This is a genomic window from Algoriphagus aquimarinus (assembly GCF_900112005.1).
Classification (GTDB): domain Bacteria; phylum Bacteroidota; class Bacteroidia; order Cytophagales; family Cyclobacteriaceae; genus Algoriphagus; species Algoriphagus aquimarinus.
Window position 1 is genome coordinate 66,623 of record NZ_FOKK01000016.1, and the last position, 17,064, is coordinate 83,686.

Below are 17,064 nucleotides of genomic sequence, written 5' to 3' on the forward strand. Positions count from 1 at the left end.
AATTACGATTTACGACATCTCCTATAATGGATGCCTATATGGTATAGCAAGGCATCAATGACCAATTTGACCTCGTAAATCTGAATTCGTAAATGAAACAGTATCTTCTTTAGCAATTCCACATCATTTCCTCTATTTTCAGGCAAATTTCTCAATCATGCTAGACAGCAAATTACTTGTAATCAAGATCGGGTCAAATGTCCTGACTCAGGAAAATGGACTTCCTGATTTGGAGCGTATGGAGAAACTTGTGGCGCAAATCCAGCATTTGACCTCTCTTGGGAAGAAAATCGTACTCGTAAGCTCAGGGGCAGTAGCTTTTGGGCGACAGGCCATTCCACTTCCTGAGAAACTTAATCCTGTGATCAAAAAGCAAATTTGGGCTTCCACAGGGCAAATCCGCTTAATCAATCAATACCAAAACTTCTTCGAAAAGCATAAGCAGCACGTTGCACAGATCTTGGTGACCAAGGAGGATTTTCGTGACAGAAAGCATTTCCTGAACATGAAGAACTGCGTGCAAGCCTTGCTTTCACAGGGTATTTTGCCCATCATCAATGAAAATGACACGGTCACGATCACCGAGTTGATGTTCACGGATAACGATGAACTGGCAAGCCTAGCCGCTGCGATGATCAATGCAGACACGATGATGTTACTGACAAATGTGGACGGGATTTTCACTGGAAATCCATCTGATCCAAGTTCGGAACTCATAGAAAAAGTATCTTCCAGCATGCCCGAAGTGTCTAATTACATTTCTGCTTCCAAGTCATCATTTGGTCGCGGCGGGATGCTCACCAAATATGCCATGGCAAAGAAATCTGCTGATCTCGGCATTCAAGTGATTATTGCTAATGGCAAGCGGGAGAATGTATTGGGAGAATTTGCTGACAAAAGCTTGCGATGTACTTGGTTTGAACCCCAAAAAGCAAAGCATGGCGCGAAGAAATGGCTGGCTCACGGTGAACAGTATTACGTGGGTGAAGTTACCATCAATGAGGGTGCAAAAAGCTCCCTCACTGCTGAAGTGATCCGAAGTCTTCTACCGATAGGAATTATTAAACTCGAAGGAGAGTTCTCCAAGGGAGACATCCTGCTGATCCGCGATGAATCCGGACACAAAATCGGTCTCGGCAGAGCGGAATATTCCTCCAAAGTAGCCAATGATCGCATTGGCCAAAAGAACCAAAAAGCATTAATTCACTACGATTACCTCTATATTTTCGATCATGACTGAGTACCAACATATATTTGAAGGAGTAAAAAAAGGAGCTAGAAAACTTACTGGACTCAGCAATGAGAAAGTCAATCAGGTCTTGCATAACCTAGCGATTTTGGCGGTGGAAAACACTTATTTTCTCTTAGAAGAAAATCAAAAAGACCTAGATCGCATGGAGCAGGACAATCCCATGTATGATCGATTATTGCTTACCGAAGATCGAATCCAGAATATCGCTGGAGAGATCATCCAAGTGAGCGCTTTACCAAGTCCTTTACATCATGTACTGGAAAGTAAAACGCTGGAAAACGGGCTTTCTCTGGAGAAAACTACCGTACCTCTCGGCGTGATAGGAATCATCTACGAAGCTAGGCCAAATGTAACTTTTGATGTGTTCACCTTGGCTTTGAAGTCCGGTAACGGCTTGGTGCTGAAAGGCGGTTCGGATGCCGATTTCTCCAATCGCGCGATCATGAGTTTGATTCATCAGGTACTTGAACTTAATGAATTACCGACTTCAGCATTCCAACTTTTACCTGCGGATCGAGCAGCGACTAAAGCGCTTTTGGAAGCAGTTGGCTTTGTGGATGTGATTATACCACGCGGTTCTCAGGGCTTAATCAATTTCGTGAGAGAAAATGCAAAAGTGCCTGTAATCGAAACAGGAGCTGGAATCGTGCATACATATGTCGATGAATCTGCGGATCTGGAAAAGGCTAAGCAAATCATCTTCAATGCCAAAACCCGTAGGCCTAGCGTCTGTAACTCTCTAGATTGCCTAGTAATTCATGAAAGTCACCTATCAGCCTTAAATGATTTAATCCAACCTATGCTGGAAAGCAAGGTTCAGGTTTATGCGGATGAGAAAGCCTATGAAGCTTTGAATTCCAGTGAACTGATTTCAAAAGCTGATGAATCACATTTCGGAACAGAATTTCTCGGACTCAAACTAGCTATCAAAACCGTAGCAAATCTGGATGAGGCACTGGATCATATTGAAGCCTATTCGTCCAAGCATTCCGAAGCTATTGTCGCAGAAAACCAAGAAACCATTAATAGATTCCTACTGGAAGTAGATGCAGCGGCTGTTTATGCAAATGCATCCACAGCATTCACGGACGGCGCACAATTCGGACTTGGAGCCGAAATCGGCATAAGCACCCAAAAATTTCACGCTCGTGGCCCAATGGCGCTGAAAGAACTATGTAGCTATAAGTGGATCGTGCGAGGAAATGGGCAAGTGAGGAGCTGAGGTTAGTTGCTGGTTTTTGGTTGTTGGTTCCCTACTTCGACATTCATAATTCATTATTTGATATTGGAAGATCGAAGAATATGTATGCCTTGTTGAATTGAAAAGAAAGCGACCCTAAAACCTTCGAGGTTTTGTAAACCTCAAAGGTTTAAAACAAATTGCGTCATCGCGTCTTTACAGGAGAATTCCCTTAATTTCGCATCACCCCATCAAAATCTCATATCCCTTGAAACGTCTCGCAATCTTAGCCTCTGGATCTGGCAGTAATGCTGAAAAGATCATGGCCCATTTCCAGAATTCCGAAATAGCAGAAATTGCATTGGTTGCCTCCAATAAGGCTGAAGCTTTTGTGCTGGAGCGGGCAAAGAAATTCGAAGTTCCTAGGTTTACCTTTTCCCGAAAGGAAATGGACGCAGGTGTTTTACTGGAGAAATTACAGGAAGAAAACATCGATTGGGTGATTCTAGCTGGTTTTTTACTAAAAATCCCAGTGGAATTGACGAGAGCTTTCCCTGATAGAATGGTCAATATTCACCCAGCTCTTTTGCCAAAATACGGAGGAAAAGGAATGTATGGAAGCTTCGTCCATGAAGCCGTAAAAGCTGCTGGAGACACCGAAACTGGCATCACTATACACTTGGTCAACGAAAATTACGATGAGGGAAGAATCGTTTTTCAGGCATCTACCCCAGTTACTTCAGAGGACACTCCCGATTCCATCGCAGATAAAGTACATGCCTTGGAGCATAAGCATTTCCCAGAGGTGATCGAAGGACTGTTGTAGTCAAGTTGAAAAACATTCAGTCGCCTATACTACACGCTATCTTTAAAAGCTTACTAACAGTAAATATTTTTTGATATAAGTAATATTTTTATTGTTTATCAATAAAAATAGCTATGTTTGAGCATTGGTTTAAACATCTACTGCTATGTCTATCAAAACAGATTACCTTCTCAAAGCCCTTCATGTCATTTCATGGATCATATTCATTGGTCTCTGCATCGAAGCAGGTGGCTTCTTAGTCAATGCTGTTATGACAATTCTACTCAAGCCAGAGGCCGCAAGCAAATTCTGGATGGAGGTAGATTTATCGGAACTGTATAGGTACAACGACAGTCATTTCATCACGGTGACTTCGCTGATGGTAATTGTATCCGTATTGAGAGCTATCCTATTTTATAGGATAGTGAAGTTATTTCATGACAAAAAATTCGACCTCTCCCAGCCCTTCAATGAGGCAACAAGAGGCTTTATTCAAACCATCGCATACTTGGCTTTAGGAGTTGGCCTTTTTTCCTACGGGGGAGCAAAATATGCTTTAAACCTAATAGCTCAAGGAGTAGCTATCCCAGATCTATACTACTTAAGGCTAGGAGGAGCAGATGTGTGGATTTTTATGGGGATTATATTGTTAATTATCGCTTCGATTTTCAAAAAAGGAATAGAATTGCAAACCGAAAACGACTTAACTGTATAAGCCATGTCTATAATCGTAAACCTAGATGTAATGATGGCAAAGCGGAAAATGTCGTTGAACGAACTTTCAGAGAAAGTAGAGTTAACGCTTTCCAACCTTTCCATTTTGAAAACTGGTAAGGCCAAAGCAATCCGATTCACAACCTTAGAAGCTATTTGCAAAGCGCTGGATTGCCAGCCTGGAGACATCCTAGAATTCAGAGAATGAACTTGAAATAATAGTATAAAGCCTTTTAAGCAGCCTCTTTCTGGGTGATTTTATCCACCACCAAAGCGATAGCGCCATCACCCGTCACGTTGCAAGCCGTGCCAAAACTGTCCATTGCGATATAAAGAGCGATCATCAAACCGATCATTTCTTCGCTGAAACCTAGCATGGATTGTAGCACACCAATTGCCGCCATAATCGCTCCACCTGGCACTCCAGGAGCAGCTACCATCGCAACGCCAAGCATAAAAATAAACCCGGCAAACATCCCGAAGTCATAAGGAACTCCTTCCAGAATCATCAAAGCCATGGCACATGCCGTGATTTTCATAATACTTCCAGAAAGGTGAATTGTAGCACAAAGCGGAATCACAAACCCAGCGATCTTTGGAGAAACTCCATTCTTTTCTGCCTGCTCCAACGTAACCGGAATCGTCGCTGCAGAGGACTGTGTTCCCAATGCTGTGAAATAAGCCGGCATCATGGTAGCCAACAGTTTAAACGGGTTTTTCTTTACTATCGCACCTGTGATCACATACTGCAAAATCAATAGGAAAATGTGCATCGCAAAGATTACTCCGATGATATTGAGGAATACAGAAAGGATGGAATAAACCTGCCCACTGTAAGCCATATTTGCAAAAATCCCTAAAATGAAAATCGGCAAAAGTGGTACAATCACATTCTCGATCACTTGCATAATAATGGTCTCAAAATTCTTAACCACTTTTTTCAACATGGAATTCTCCTGATAGGAAAGACCCAAGCCAATCACAAAAGCCAATACCAAAGCCGACATCACATCGATCACAGCAGGAATAGTAATGCTGAAATAAGGAATTAGATACTTTCCACCCTCAGTGATTTCCGCAGCTTCATTCACATGAGAAGCTAATAAGGAAGGGAAAATAGTAGAGGAAGTGAAATAGCTCATAAACCCAGAAAATAGTGTGGATCCATAAGCGATAGCTGCGGTGATAAGCAACAATCTACCAGCACCTTTACCAAGATCCGAAATGGCCGGCATGATCAGCCCTAGTATGATCAAAGGAATGGCAAAGTTGAGGAATTGACCAAAAAACGCATTGAACGTAGCAAAAATCCTGTTGATAGATTCAGGCAGATAAAGTCCGGAAACTATACCCAAAACAATGGCGATAAATACTTTAAAAAGGAGATTGGAGAATAATTGCTTCATATTTTAACTTGAATTCTGACTTTGTACGCCCTATTTACCCTTACTGGATATGAGTTTGCTAAGATAGAAGGAAAGCAGTCTTTCAGCCTAAAGGCCGGTGAATTATTAACAGCTTTACCACATCTTCCCTACCTTTACCGATCAAAACCCAGTACAAATGCAAGCAGTAGCCGAAAACAAGAAGTCAAGCAACATTGCCGAATACATTATATACATGTACCAAATGGAGGATTTGATTCGATCCTATCAGGGAAATAGAGAAGAAATCAAAACCTTTGTGGTCGAAAAATACCCAGTATCACCTGAAGATAAAGCTAAAATTGCTGATTGGTATTTAGGGCTTCTTGATCAAATGAAAGCTCAGAATATTCTGGAAAAAGGGCATCTGGATGAATTGAACAGTCTGGTTACTGACCTTGCGCAAATCCACTGGAATCAACTGAAAACCGACCCTACCTATTTTGAAGCATACGGAAAAGCCAAGCCATTTATCCTAGATGCGGTGATGCAGGCTAATGGTCAAGATCTAGGGAATGAAATCCAGATCTGCCTGAATGGCGTGTATGGCTTATTGCTTTGCCGACTTCTGGGCAGAAAAGTATCCGATGAGCAACTAAAGTCAGCGGATGCTTATGGAGATATTCTCAGCACGTTGAGCTATCATTATAAAGTGAAGGATTCGATTTCGAAGAATTGAGACCTGGATTGGAAAATTTTAAAATTGAAAAATTTGAAGATTGTCACGTGGAATTGTAACGGTGCATTTAGAAGAAAATTCAACTTTATAGATGAATTTGATGCTGATATCTATGTAATTCAAGAATGCGAGAATCCCACAGAAACTGGACATCTAGACTATATAGAATGGGCGCAAAACTATCTTTGGAAAGGTGATAGTAAGCATAAAGGATTAGGGATATTTGCTAGAGAAGGGATAAGTCTTGAACTTCTTGATTGGACAAATATTTACGAAGACAATCCCTTAAAGTATCTTTTAACCTGTCGGGTAAATTCAGAATTTAGCTTAATTGCTGTATGGACTCATTACAATAAGTCTCCAACTTTTGGATATATAGGCCAATTTTGGAAATATCTTCAGCTTCATAAATCCAATTTCAAAAACTGTTTAATCGTTGGTGATTTCAATAGTAACTCAATTTGGGATAAGCCAAAAAGGGCATGGAATCATAGTGAAGTTGTAAGAGAACTGGAAGAAATAAACATCACAAGTTTATACCATTTCGAAGGAAATCAAACTCAGGGAAATGAAGAGCACCCTACTTTTTTCCTACAAAAAAACTCAACAAACCTTACCATATCGATTACATTTTTGGTAGTTCAGGATTCAGAAACAACCTAGAAAAAATAGAGATAGGCAAAGTTGAGGACTGGATTAGGCTGAGTGACCACCTTCCCTTAATTGCCGAGTTCTCGAGTTAGAATTTTTCAATCTTCAAATTTTTCAATCTTCCAATCACCCCAAAAACTCCCACACAGATCTATACCCATCCCGAGCCTCAAAGTATCGTAGCAATTCATCAAAGAAATGGTTTTGAGTAAGTGTACCAGAATCACCTATTAGCACCAATTTACGCTTCGCGCGGGTCAGGGCTACATTCATTCGACGAGTATCAGCGAGGAAACCTATCTCCCCTTTCTCATTGGATCGAGTCAGGGAAATCATCATCAGATCCCGTTCCTGACCTTGGAAACCATCTACCGTATCGATGGTGATTTGCTCTTTTACAGCAAGCAAACTTGGGTAATCTTCAGAGTCAAAAATCAACCCACGCAATCTCCGAACCTGAGCTCCATAGGGCGCAATCAAACCAATCGTCCAATCATTTTGCAGGAAATTGTCTGACCCAATTCTCTCCACAAGATCATTCAGGTATTTCGCCGCGAATAGTGCTTCCTCAGGATTGAAGGTACTCAAGCTCTCCGCTTCCTTCTGATCCGAATAGCCTGCACCAGCGGTATCTATCCATTCTATGACTGATTCTTCTAAAGGAAATACATGGGTTTTCGTACGCTCATCCGCGATCAATTTCCCCTTATAAAACTGCTCATTGGAAAAACCCATAATTACCTCAGGCATCCTGTATTGCACTTGCAGCATTTGCGCAGCTTGGGGTTTACGAGCGATCACTTTCTCGAAAAGCGTCTCTGCAAGCCCATCCTTTCCTGCCTGATAGGATTTGATCGTAGGCGGCAGCTGGCAGTGATCTCCTGCAAATACCACCTTCTTGGCCTTCAAAATCGGAATCCAAGTTGCTGCTTCCAATCCCTGCGCTGCTTCGTCAATAAATACCACATCAAACTCCATCCCTTTCAGGTTGTAGGACGATGCGCCGACAAGTGTACAAGCAAAAACCTTTGTCTTCTGATAAATATCGTATTGTATGTATTCCTCGAGTGACTTGGACGCTTCACGCAGTCGGGAAACTTCCGCAAACATCATCTTGCGCTGGACACGCTCATTGTGCCCAAAATTGCGTTTGTATTGCTTGGCAATTTTCAGCTGTTGGTCAGTTTCTTTCCGAAGCTTCTTCAGATCTCTGTAGCTGGCATGAAAAGCTGTTTTGGCATCCAAGGTCTGATTCAAAATTTTCTCCTCCACTCGTGCTGGATGTCCAAATCTCAAGGTCTCTATCCCTCGATCAATCAGTTTTTCTACCAAAAGATCTACCGCAGCATTACTTGGCGCACATACTAAAATCGATTCTCCAGCGATCACTGAATCCTGGATCGCATCGATCAGCGTAGTCGTCTTTCCAGTACCTGGAGGCCCATGTACGACTGCTACATCCTTTGCATTGGCGATCAGTTCACAGGCTTGGTTTTGGGAGAAATTGAGATTGGATTTAGAAGCAAGTTGCTTTTCAAAAAACTGAGGGGCTTTTTCACCCAGTAGAATATCTTTCAATTCATCCACCCGCTTGTTTTCCGCCGAAATCACTTTTTTCAGCGCAAACTCCATTTCTCTATAGCTCGCCTCATCAAAAAGCAAATCCACTCCAAGTTTGCTTCCATGCATCCATTCCGGCAATTCATCGGCCTGCAAGGTGACCATCATGGTGTTTTGCTTCACAAAATTGATCACTCCATTAACGCGATCCTCGGAGGAATTGTAAGAATCATGGGTGCTGAAAAATGACACAGACTTACCGGAATTGAAGGACGAAGCATGATTGGAATCCGAGCGCTCCACTTCCACCAAGAGACGCTCACCCATACCGATTTTGCTCTTTTTGAGTTGAACAGGATGCCAAGTGATACCTGCCTTTTTTTTATCCGCAAGAGAGGAATTCAGAAATTTCTGCTTGTATTGGGCGAGATCTTCCTGCCATTCCAGTTTTAAAAGTTTCAGACCTTTCTTTAATTCCTCCGTGACTTTGTCCATCAATGCGTATTTTAGCCCGAAACTAATCAAAACCTATCGAGTTTTCCCATCCAACCGCTTTCAATGAACTATCTAGCACACGCATACCTTTCTTTTGGTCAAGATGAAGTGCTTGTGGGGAATTTCATGGGTGATTTTGTAAAAGGGAAAATGATGAACACCTTTCCTGAGGAAGTCCAGAATGGGATTAAGCTCCATAGAGCAATAGACAAGTTCACAGATACGCATCCTCTTGTACGGGCAGGACAGAGTTATCTGAGACCGCAATTCGGGCATTACGCTACGGTCATCACGGATATTTACTTTGATTATTACCTGTCAAAAAATTGGGAGAAATATTCCCGTATTCCTCTTGAGGACTTTATCCAAAACACCTTTACTACGCTGAAGCATCACCGCCAACTTTTTCCGGATCGCTTCGCAAATATGTTTCAATGGATGGTGCAGGACAATTGGCTTTTGAAATACGGGGAAATTAAAGGAATGGAACAAACGTTCATAGGGATGTCCCGAAGAACCAGTTTTGATTCCAAGATGGAGGTGGCACATTTAGCCTTATTGGAGAAAGAAGCAGAATTTCAGGTGATATTCTTCGCTTTTTTCGAGGATTTGGAGACTTTTGCACGAGAGAAATTACTAGAAATCCAAGAAGCCAATGCTGGTCATTAAACCAAAAGTATCCACTTACATTTCATTGAGCCTAGTGCTGCTCATTCTCATTTCGGGTTTGGTATATATCCTTAGAGATTTTGCCTACACAGGGAGTTTCGGGATTTGGTTTTATCTGATTGCCTGTACGCTGATCACCTTGGTGATCCTGATGCTGCTGGTGAAAATGCTTGCTGGCTATAGATTTATCACTGCAGGAAGGGATCAAATCATCGTCAAACTTCCCTTGAGAGGATACACCAAAACCTATCCCGTTGCTCAGATTCTAGCTTGGGAGGAGGAAATCGTGAAGGCCAATAAGAAGGAATTCCGTCAGGTGACTATAGCTTTCACTGACAAGCAATCTATATCAGTTTCCAATCACGAACATGAGGCCTATGCAGACCTAGTCGCATATTTAGCTAAAAAAGCGGGGAAACAGAAGGTGAAGAGTAAAAAGTGAGAGGTTGGAAGTTAAAAGTAGGAAGTTAGAAGGGATAGGTGAAAAGTATTCAGTATCAGTGATCAGTATCAGATTTATGGTTAGTCCAGCTTCTGGAGAAGCAGGACAACAATAGAGAAACTATGATGTCCGATGCATAATGCCGATGCTGCTGAAAATGAAGTAAGTGGTAAAAGGTGAAAAGTGGGAAGTCTTCGCCACCGTTCGTATCTCACGAATGGTCATGGACAGTCCATTTTCTGATGAAGCAGGAAAACAATTGAAGTAGGAAATCGGATTATACTTCCAAACTGCGCTCTCCGCGTAACCCTATGTATGCTTTGCGGTAAAATCACTAAAAGCAAAAAAGCCTGAGATCAATCTCAGGCTTTTAGTTTATCGTTTCGTTCGGAAATTCTGATCATAAAGATCAACGCTTTCTCTGATGATTCGCATCGCATCTTCTTTGCCAAGGAAGTCTTCTACTTTCACTTCCTTGTTTTCGAGCTTCTTATAGTCTTCAAAGAATCTGTGAACTTCCTTCATCAAATGCGGAGGAAGATCATCAATGTCATTGATGTAATTGACAGATTGATCACCAGCTGCAACAGCGATGATCTTGTCATCAGCTTCACCACCGTCAATCATTCGCATCACACCGATCACCTTAGCTTCTACCAAACACATAGAAGGGATATCAATCTGAGAAATGATCAGAATGTCCAATGGATCATGGTCTTCACAGAAAGTCTGTGGAATAAAACCATAATTTGCTGGGTAATGCACCGCAGAGAAGAGCACACGGTCCAGCATCAGCATCCCGGTTTTCTTGTCCAACTCGTACTTTCCTTTGCTACCCTTTGGTATTTCAATTACTCCTGTTACGAATTCAGGGGCATTTTTCCCGATGTTGACGTCATGCCAGGGATTAATCATAATATCTTTAATTAGTTGATAAAAAGTGAAGCTTTTCGCAAAGCACGTGCAAAGATAGGATTTAGCTTGAAAATGACCAGTAACCTGTCATTATTTCATGTTCGGCAAAGTGACTTTGAAAGTAGTCCCAGTCCCAAACACTGATTCCAAATCAATTTTTCCACCCATTTGCTCTACGGCTTCTTTGACCATATAGAGGCCCAAACCTGTGCCCACATTTCTCTGAGTAGCACGCGTGAATAAATTGAATACATCTGCGTGATGCTTCTCCTCTATCCCTATCCCATTATCTTCCAAGACAATAACAGCTTCAGATGCAGAAGCATCAATTCTAAGACTAATCCTTTTTTCACTCTGGTCTGCTCTCTGAAATTGAACTGAATTACTAAAGAGATTATTGAGTATTACCCGGATTTTCGCATCATCAGAGGAGAAACTATTTTCTTGATTGATCTGAATATCAATATGAATATGACCTATATCAAACTTTGCTTTGTAAGCAGTTAACTGCTGATCTACAATCCCTTTAAAGTCGATTTTCGTAATCTTATTATCAATTTTTGTAGATCTATAGAAGTCTAACATTTTATAGATAAAATCATCCAACTTACCCGTGGCACTATCTATCATGTCAAAATACTCTGCAGCCTCAGGGTCTTTCAATTCCATTTTAGCCAGCTTTGACACCCCAGAAATACTCATTAAAGGACCTCGCAACTCATGCGATAAGCTGTAAACAAACTGATTCATTTCTGAATGCAACTTCTTCAGCTTCAGGTTTTTATCCTTCAACTCTCTGCGCATGAAGAAAATATCAGCCGCATTTTTAATCGAGTTTTTTATCTGCTCAATATTCCAAGGCTTATCAATAAATCTATATACCTCGCCCTTATTAATAGCATCTATTACTGAAGCTATATCCGAATATCCTGTTAGCAGAATACGGATGGGATCGGGATTAAACTTTACCAATTCCTCAAAAAACTCTGTCCCCGTCATTCCGGGCATTCTCTGATCAGCAATTACTACGTGAACTTCTTCCTCCCGTGCAATTCTCAATCCTTCATCTGCATCTATGGCAGTAAAAATTTTAAAATCTTTTCTTAACGTAGCTCTGAAGGACTTAAGGTTATTATCCTCATCATCTATATAGAGGACATGAATTTTATCATTCATAGCGTTGGGTACTTTGATGTATAGGAAGAGTTATTTTAAAGGTAGTACCCTGGTTCTCTTCCGAAATAACTTCCAGCGTTCCTTTGTGATTCTCAATAATAGAATAAACTATTGAAAGACCCAAACCTGTTCCCTTACCTACAGCTTTTGTAGTGAAGAAAGGCTCAAAAATTCGTTTCTTCACATGCTCAGGCATTCCCGGACCATTATCTATAATTTCAATTGTTATAGAATCTAATAGGGATCTGGTTCGTATTTCTATGTTTGGGTCATTAATAGTGTCAATATGATCAGCCAATGCGTGAACCGCATTGTTAATAATATTCATAAATACCTGATTGATTTTACCAGCTAAACACTCAACTAATGGCAACTCACCAAAATCACGGATAATGCGAATCTTGGTTGGCATGGTGCTATTAAGCAAGATGATCGTGCTATTAATACCATCATGGAGATCAACTTTCTTGACATCTTGCTCATCTACACGAGAAAAAAGTCGTAATCCCTTCACTATTTCAACTGTTCTTCTTGCGCCATCATCCATCCCCTTCAGCAGTTGCTCCACTTCATCAAGCACATAGTCTAGTTCCAAATCCGCCTCTAATTGCTTGGCTGCTTTTTGTGAATCAAGAGTAAACTCTTTCGCACCTGTCGTCCTGTAAAACTCTATCACTTCCATGATATCCTTTATGTCTCTTTTTAAGGGCATAATATTAGAACTCACAAAGTTGATCGGGTTATTGATTTCGTGTGCAATTCCGGCTGTCAGTTGGCCAAGAGAAGCCATTTTTTCTTGATTTACCAGCTGACTTTGGGTATTCTGTAGATTACGAAGCACTTGCTCCAATTCATCAGTTCTTATTCGTACTTTTTCCTCTAGCATCGCGTTTTGCTCACGCACTAGTTGATCATTTTTATTCAATGCATCAACGAGTTCTAGCTGTTCTTTCTCCTTTTCTTTTTTCAGTATATTGATTTTGTCAGCAAGTGCAAAAGAAAGTAAAAGAGCCTCACATGCTGATCCAAATGTGAATATATAATTAGTGAAAAAATTGTTTGACAAAACATTAAGATCGGTAAGTAAAAAAATAACCATACTCAAAATCAGTAAGGACCAAGAAATCAGGAAAAACTTAGCGGGTCTATACCCCTTCTTAAAACTATAAATAGATATATATAGAAGATAGAAAGGCACTATCCCTAATAACACTTGTAATACTCGAACGCGAGAATTAATAGTGCCTAAATCAAAAAAGAAGGCCAAGAAAACCAGGATATATACACCAATTATACTAAGACCCGTAAGCCATAAACCCCTATTAAACTCTTTAATTATCAAAAACTTAAGAGAGTAATAAATCCCCACCATATTTACTAAAACAGTAAAAAGGAAATAAGAATTTTGCTTTAAAAACACATTGTTTGGCCAAAGATACACATCCAGATATCCCGCTATAACTCCCTGAGTCATACCTACAACTAATATATAGGCAATATATACTCCATATATCCCATCCTTAGTAGAAAACCATAGGAAAAGGTTGTAAAAAAACATGGCGATTACTATACCAAAATAGATCCCAAACAACACATTTCGCTCATCTATTGTCAGTTGAAAATCGTTTTCATCCACTAGATCAATAGGGACAGTTACACTCCCAAAACTAGTTACTTTAACATAATAGGTTAATCCTTGTTTTTCAGCTAGTCTAGTGGTATTAAAAAAGCTAGCATAATTGTCCTTTACAAAATTCATCCTACCGAGTAAAGCAATCCTTTTTGCATTAGCATCATACACCTCAATCTCCGTTAACATCGGATTATTAAAGCTCAGCAAGATTTCATCGGTCAAAAATCTATCTTCTTTAATTATCAGTTTTATAAAAAGAGATTTTTCAAAGTGCCCCAGAGAAATATACTGATTGGTGATAGGCAATAATAAGTCCGGGTCGTAATTGATAAAAGATTTTATATCATCAACAGTATCCGACTCAATAACATAACCTAAATAAACAAAATCCTGCTCGCTAGACTTGAAAGAACAAGAAGACAGGAGAGCAAAACAAGAGAGATATAAAAATATTTTCGTCATTCTATGTAAGATGTATATTCAAGCACTACTTTTCTACCACGATAATTTTCTTCAATTACCAATCGATCATTTTCTCGAATCTTTGCCACAGACTCTCTAAATTCTGGAGAAGTTAGGGGAAGGTTTATAGCATCATATAGTTTCATTGCCGTGGCTATCAAATCCAGTTTTGGATAATAAAAAGTCCCATTGTTACCAATCTGGCTTAAAATCTCATACCCAGTTTCATGCCCAAGCTTAACAGTAGTAGGTGCTAAAAGTGCATAAAGAGACGTGAGTCCCAATTTAGGAGCTAAGGCTAGACAAGCTTTTGACATAAATATAGCCCCTATTCCTAATCCTGTAATTTTCCTCGAGTTCCAGAGCCCGCATATCTCACCTGTCCCTGCATCAATATCTTCGCTAATAATACTTCTTATTGAGCTATCAAGGTCTTCTATAGCTTCTTCTATTGGCAGTTTAAATTGGGGATTGGCTTTATGAACTCTTGCCCCTCCATAGATCAAACCATCTTCAATAGATTCAACAATCACCACAATTACGTCTGGATTCTTCACCCAAAGGTCATTGGCAGATGTCACCTTCTTTACACCAATGCTTTCCAGCACCTGTCGGTGTCCTTCTATAAATTTTTGACACCTTTCCGGGTCATCAACTGCCTTAAATGCTATTAGTTTAAACATTGAATCTAAAGAATAATCAAACTATCTGATACATCTCTTCTAAAAGAACGCATTGATGGAGCGCTTGCTTTATTTATTCGCACCATAAACATCTCTTCTTTCTGTCTCTTGAGATTAAATATAGTATTGAGTTGGCTTTTAAAATTTATAATCTGAGTTTTTTCCGCGGAATTAAATCCAGTATTTTTTTCTCGATTCACTCTATGAAAAATAAACAATGAGGCTGAAACGGGCTGAATACTATAACCACAAAGGTTTGCCTTCATCCAAATTCTTTGAAGAGCTGCACCAGACTTAAGAAATGCCTCAGGGCTATATTCATCTGCCTGTAGCATCATCACTGCACCGGCTGTAAGTATCGTTTGATCTGAAATCTTGGTCAACCCATATCCCAAATCATTTTTTCTAAAGAATTCCACAGTCCCAGGGTCACGAACAAGGCCAATAGCAGCTCGTTCGACATTGCCCATCTCTAAAGTAGCTATATCTATTCCGTCTTTTGTTTCCAAAGCTTCCTTTTCAGACCAGCGGATTTCACTAATGAAATCTGAATAACCCTGCTCATGGAGTAAACGCAACCGGTCCATTCCTCCTAAAATCGGTGCAAGTTCCCCTAACACTTCTAGATCATCTATCACTTCGAGAGTCACTCCAAGATCTTCTGCTAACGATTTAAAAGCTAGGGTTTCCTCAGTACTTACAAGCTCTCGTTTGTCATTTTTCCTGTTGGTGCACCTCAAGTCTATCCCTTCTGTAAGATCATCGTGTGAAACTACGATTGAACTATCAGCTTTAGAATAAAACAAAACTGAGGCAATCAAATCCTCGCCAAATTGGGATATCTGATAATGGATACTTAATGCAAGCCCCATATTTGCTCCCGTCAATCTAATGATTTCCAGTGCCGCTCCAAAAGCAAGTAAAGAACCGGTACCTAAGAAGTCTAATAGTGATTCACTTTTATCTTTATCATGAATTAAATGCAGAACTCCTTCTTTATCAAAAATCCATTTCCATGGCTGACTGTTCCCCCCTGAAGGAGCTGTGTTGGCCTTTTCTAACAAGTATGTTAGCTCTGCTTCGTTTAATCTATAGGTAGATTTAAGGTTATCCCCAGCAGGAAGAAAATCAACAAATTCAGCTTTAGTTTTGACAGGCTTCTTAGCAGCTTCAGTAATTGGCTCGCTTTCTTTTTTGATTAATTCATCAAGATCTACATAATACCTTCCTGATTCTACTTTTTCACCTAGAAGCAATTTACGAGAAGCATGAGAAACCGTAGCTCCGCCCAAATACACAGCGGATGCCAACTGTGGCCAAGAAGCAATCGTCTGATTCACCTCAAGCAGTGAAACCTTCATTCTAGTTGAAACAGTGCTAATCCCAGTTATTTTTAAAGCCATTGGGACTTTTTGCTTGCTGGTCAACCCTTGTAGATCTGTAAATTTTAGATCACCAATTAATCCATGAAAAATCGCTCTTTCTGGCTCTAAGTCGAATCGTTCCACGTCTAGCATACCTCGATCTGAGGTTTCCATTAAAACAGGGATATGCTTAGCCTTAGCTTTTTCTCTGGCCAAAGCTTTAATATCTAAACTATCGCACTCATCTATCAAAACATCAAGGCTTCCTCCTGCACTGAGAAAATCATCGATATTGTCTTCGCTTATTCCATCTCTGAAGACCGTGACTTTCAAGTAGGGATCTATTTCTGAAATCTCCCGTGCGGCAATGACTACCTTCTCCACTCCAAGATCAGTAACTCCCGCTTTAATTCTATTGAGATTGCTCAATTCCAAAGTATCGAAATCTGCAAGTCTTAATTCACCACAACCTCTCTCTAATGCTATTGCAAAAGCTATACTCTGCCCTACTGATAGTCCAATGATCCCGATTTTCTTCTTTCTTAGATCATTTTGCTCTTTCGAAGTTATTTTGTAATTATTTCTTTGGGTTCTTACCAGTATAAACTCTTCTTCAGGAAGCAATCTTACTAGAATATTTTTCCATGGATAGAAAACCCAAACGCCATATTTTTCTCTGTTATTTTCACTAAAAAATTCGGAAACAAGCTTAGACAACTCTATATCAGAATATGATTTCGCGGGATTTTTTGCTTTGATCAACTCAGCCATCTGACTATCTAGCTGATCAACAGAACGCACATATGGAGTATTAAGTAACTCCTTAACCATCAGACAATCCTGCAAATCATTTAGCTGATAAATAATTGGGGAAATCTGACGGTAGAAATCAAATTGTGAACTAGGAAGCATTTATATTATCGGGGGTGATAAAAACTGGGTAAAGTTAGTTTTTTCAGT

Annotated in this window: 16 protein-coding genes; 9 read left to right on the forward strand and 7 right to left on the reverse strand. The window is 40.2% G+C overall.

All coding sequences use genetic code 11. The annotated features are described in order from the left end of the window. Positions 1-157 precede the first annotated feature (157 nt). The 5 genes from proB to BM291_RS17485 all read left to right on the forward strand — a co-directional run bounded on the left by proB (position 158) and on the right by BM291_RS17485 (position 4,159). Positions 158-1,240, forward strand: coding sequence for a glutamate 5-kinase (proB, locus tag BM291_RS17465; RefSeq protein WP_092899820.1), 1,083 nt, complete (start codon positions 158-160; stop codon positions 1,238-1,240). After that, a complete protein-coding gene (locus BM291_RS17470; RefSeq protein ID WP_092899822.1) occupies positions 1,233-2,474 on the forward strand; it encodes a glutamate-5-semialdehyde dehydrogenase in 1,242 nt (413 codons plus the stop codon). Before proB ends, BM291_RS17470 begins: the two co-directional genes overlap by 8 nt. Positions 2,475-2,700: 226 nt before the next feature. Next, a complete protein-coding gene (gene purN / locus BM291_RS17475) occupies positions 2,701-3,258 on the forward strand; it encodes a phosphoribosylglycinamide formyltransferase (protein ID WP_092899824.1) in 558 nt (185 codons plus the stop codon). 145 nt (positions 3,259-3,403) lie between these two features. Next, the gene (locus BM291_RS17480; RefSeq protein ID WP_092899826.1) at positions 3,404-3,952 is read left to right on the forward strand and encodes a DUF2975 domain-containing protein; all 549 of its coding nucleotides are present in this window, start codon (positions 3,404-3,406) and stop codon (positions 3,950-3,952) included. Positions 3,953-3,955: 3 nt separating this feature from the next. Further along, positions 3,956-4,159 carry a helix-turn-helix domain-containing protein gene (locus tag BM291_RS17485; RefSeq protein ID WP_092899828.1) on the forward strand — a complete coding sequence of 68 codons (204 nt, stop codon included), beginning with the start codon at positions 3,956-3,958 and terminating at the stop codon, positions 4,157-4,159. A gap of 25 nt (positions 4,160-4,184) precedes the next feature. Here BM291_RS17485 and BM291_RS17490 read toward each other — a convergent pair whose 3' ends face one another. Further along, on the reverse strand, positions 4,185-5,357 hold the full coding sequence (locus BM291_RS17490; protein ID WP_092899830.1) for a dicarboxylate/amino acid:cation symporter: 1,173 nt from the start codon (positions 5,355-5,357) through the stop codon (positions 4,185-4,187). Positions 5,358-5,514: 157 nt separating this feature from the next. Between BM291_RS17490 and BM291_RS17495 the strand changes: the two genes are divergently transcribed. After that, a complete protein-coding gene (locus BM291_RS17495; protein ID WP_092899832.1) occupies positions 5,515-6,054 on the forward strand; it encodes a DUF4924 family protein in 540 nt (179 codons plus the stop codon). 24 nt (positions 6,055-6,078) lie between these two features. Beyond that, positions 6,079-6,717, forward strand: coding sequence for an exonuclease/endonuclease/phosphatase family protein (locus tag BM291_RS17500; RefSeq protein ID WP_217647341.1), 639 nt, complete (start codon positions 6,079-6,081; stop codon positions 6,715-6,717). Between the two features lie 114 nt (positions 6,718-6,831). Here the strand turns inward: BM291_RS17500 and BM291_RS17505 are convergent, their stop codons facing one another. Beyond that, positions 6,832-8,760 (reverse strand): AAA domain-containing protein, encoded by a 1,929-nt coding sequence (locus BM291_RS17505; protein WP_092899834.1) that lies wholly within the window; start codon positions 8,758-8,760, stop codon positions 6,832-6,834. A gap of 63 nt (positions 8,761-8,823) precedes the next feature. Between BM291_RS17505 and BM291_RS17510 the strand changes: the two genes are divergently transcribed. Together BM291_RS17510 and BM291_RS17515 are read left to right on the forward strand one after the other, a co-directional pair. Next, positions 8,824-9,429, forward strand: coding sequence for an acyl carrier protein phosphodiesterase (locus tag BM291_RS17510; protein ID WP_092899836.1), 606 nt, complete (start codon positions 8,824-8,826; stop codon positions 9,427-9,429). Beyond that, positions 9,416-9,871 (forward strand): hypothetical protein, encoded by a 456-nt coding sequence (locus BM291_RS17515; protein WP_092899838.1) that lies wholly within the window; start codon positions 9,416-9,418, stop codon positions 9,869-9,871. Before BM291_RS17510 ends, BM291_RS17515 begins: the two co-directional genes overlap by 14 nt. 375 nt (positions 9,872-10,246) lie before the next feature. Here the strand turns inward: BM291_RS17515 and BM291_RS17520 are convergent, their stop codons facing one another. The 5 genes from BM291_RS17520 to BM291_RS17540 form a co-directional block, all read right to left on the reverse strand. Then, positions 10,247-10,786: an inorganic diphosphatase gene (locus BM291_RS17520; protein ID WP_092899840.1), complete on the reverse strand. Its 540-nt coding sequence runs from the start codon at positions 10,784-10,786 to the stop codon at positions 10,247-10,249. A gap of 90 nt (positions 10,787-10,876) precedes the next feature. Continuing rightward, complete coding sequence (locus BM291_RS17525) at positions 10,877-11,962, reverse strand: hybrid sensor histidine kinase/response regulator (RefSeq protein WP_092899842.1); 1,086 nt, start codon at positions 11,960-11,962, stop codon at positions 10,877-10,879. After that, positions 11,955-14,057, reverse strand: a complete 2,103-nt coding sequence (locus tag BM291_RS17530; protein ID WP_092899844.1) for a 7TM diverse intracellular signaling domain-containing protein — start codon at positions 14,055-14,057, stop codon at positions 11,955-11,957. Before BM291_RS17530 ends, BM291_RS17525 begins: the two co-directional genes overlap by 8 nt. After that, positions 14,054-14,740, reverse strand: a complete 687-nt coding sequence (locus tag BM291_RS17535) for a hypothetical protein (protein ID WP_092899846.1) — start codon at positions 14,738-14,740, stop codon at positions 14,054-14,056. Before BM291_RS17535 ends, BM291_RS17530 begins: the two co-directional genes overlap by 4 nt. 5 nt (positions 14,741-14,745) lie before the next feature. Continuing rightward, on the reverse strand, positions 14,746-17,016 hold the full coding sequence (locus tag BM291_RS17540; RefSeq protein ID WP_092899848.1) for an Rv1355c family protein: 2,271 nt from the start codon (positions 17,014-17,016) through the stop codon (positions 14,746-14,748). Between the last annotated feature and the right edge of the window lie 48 nt (positions 17,017-17,064).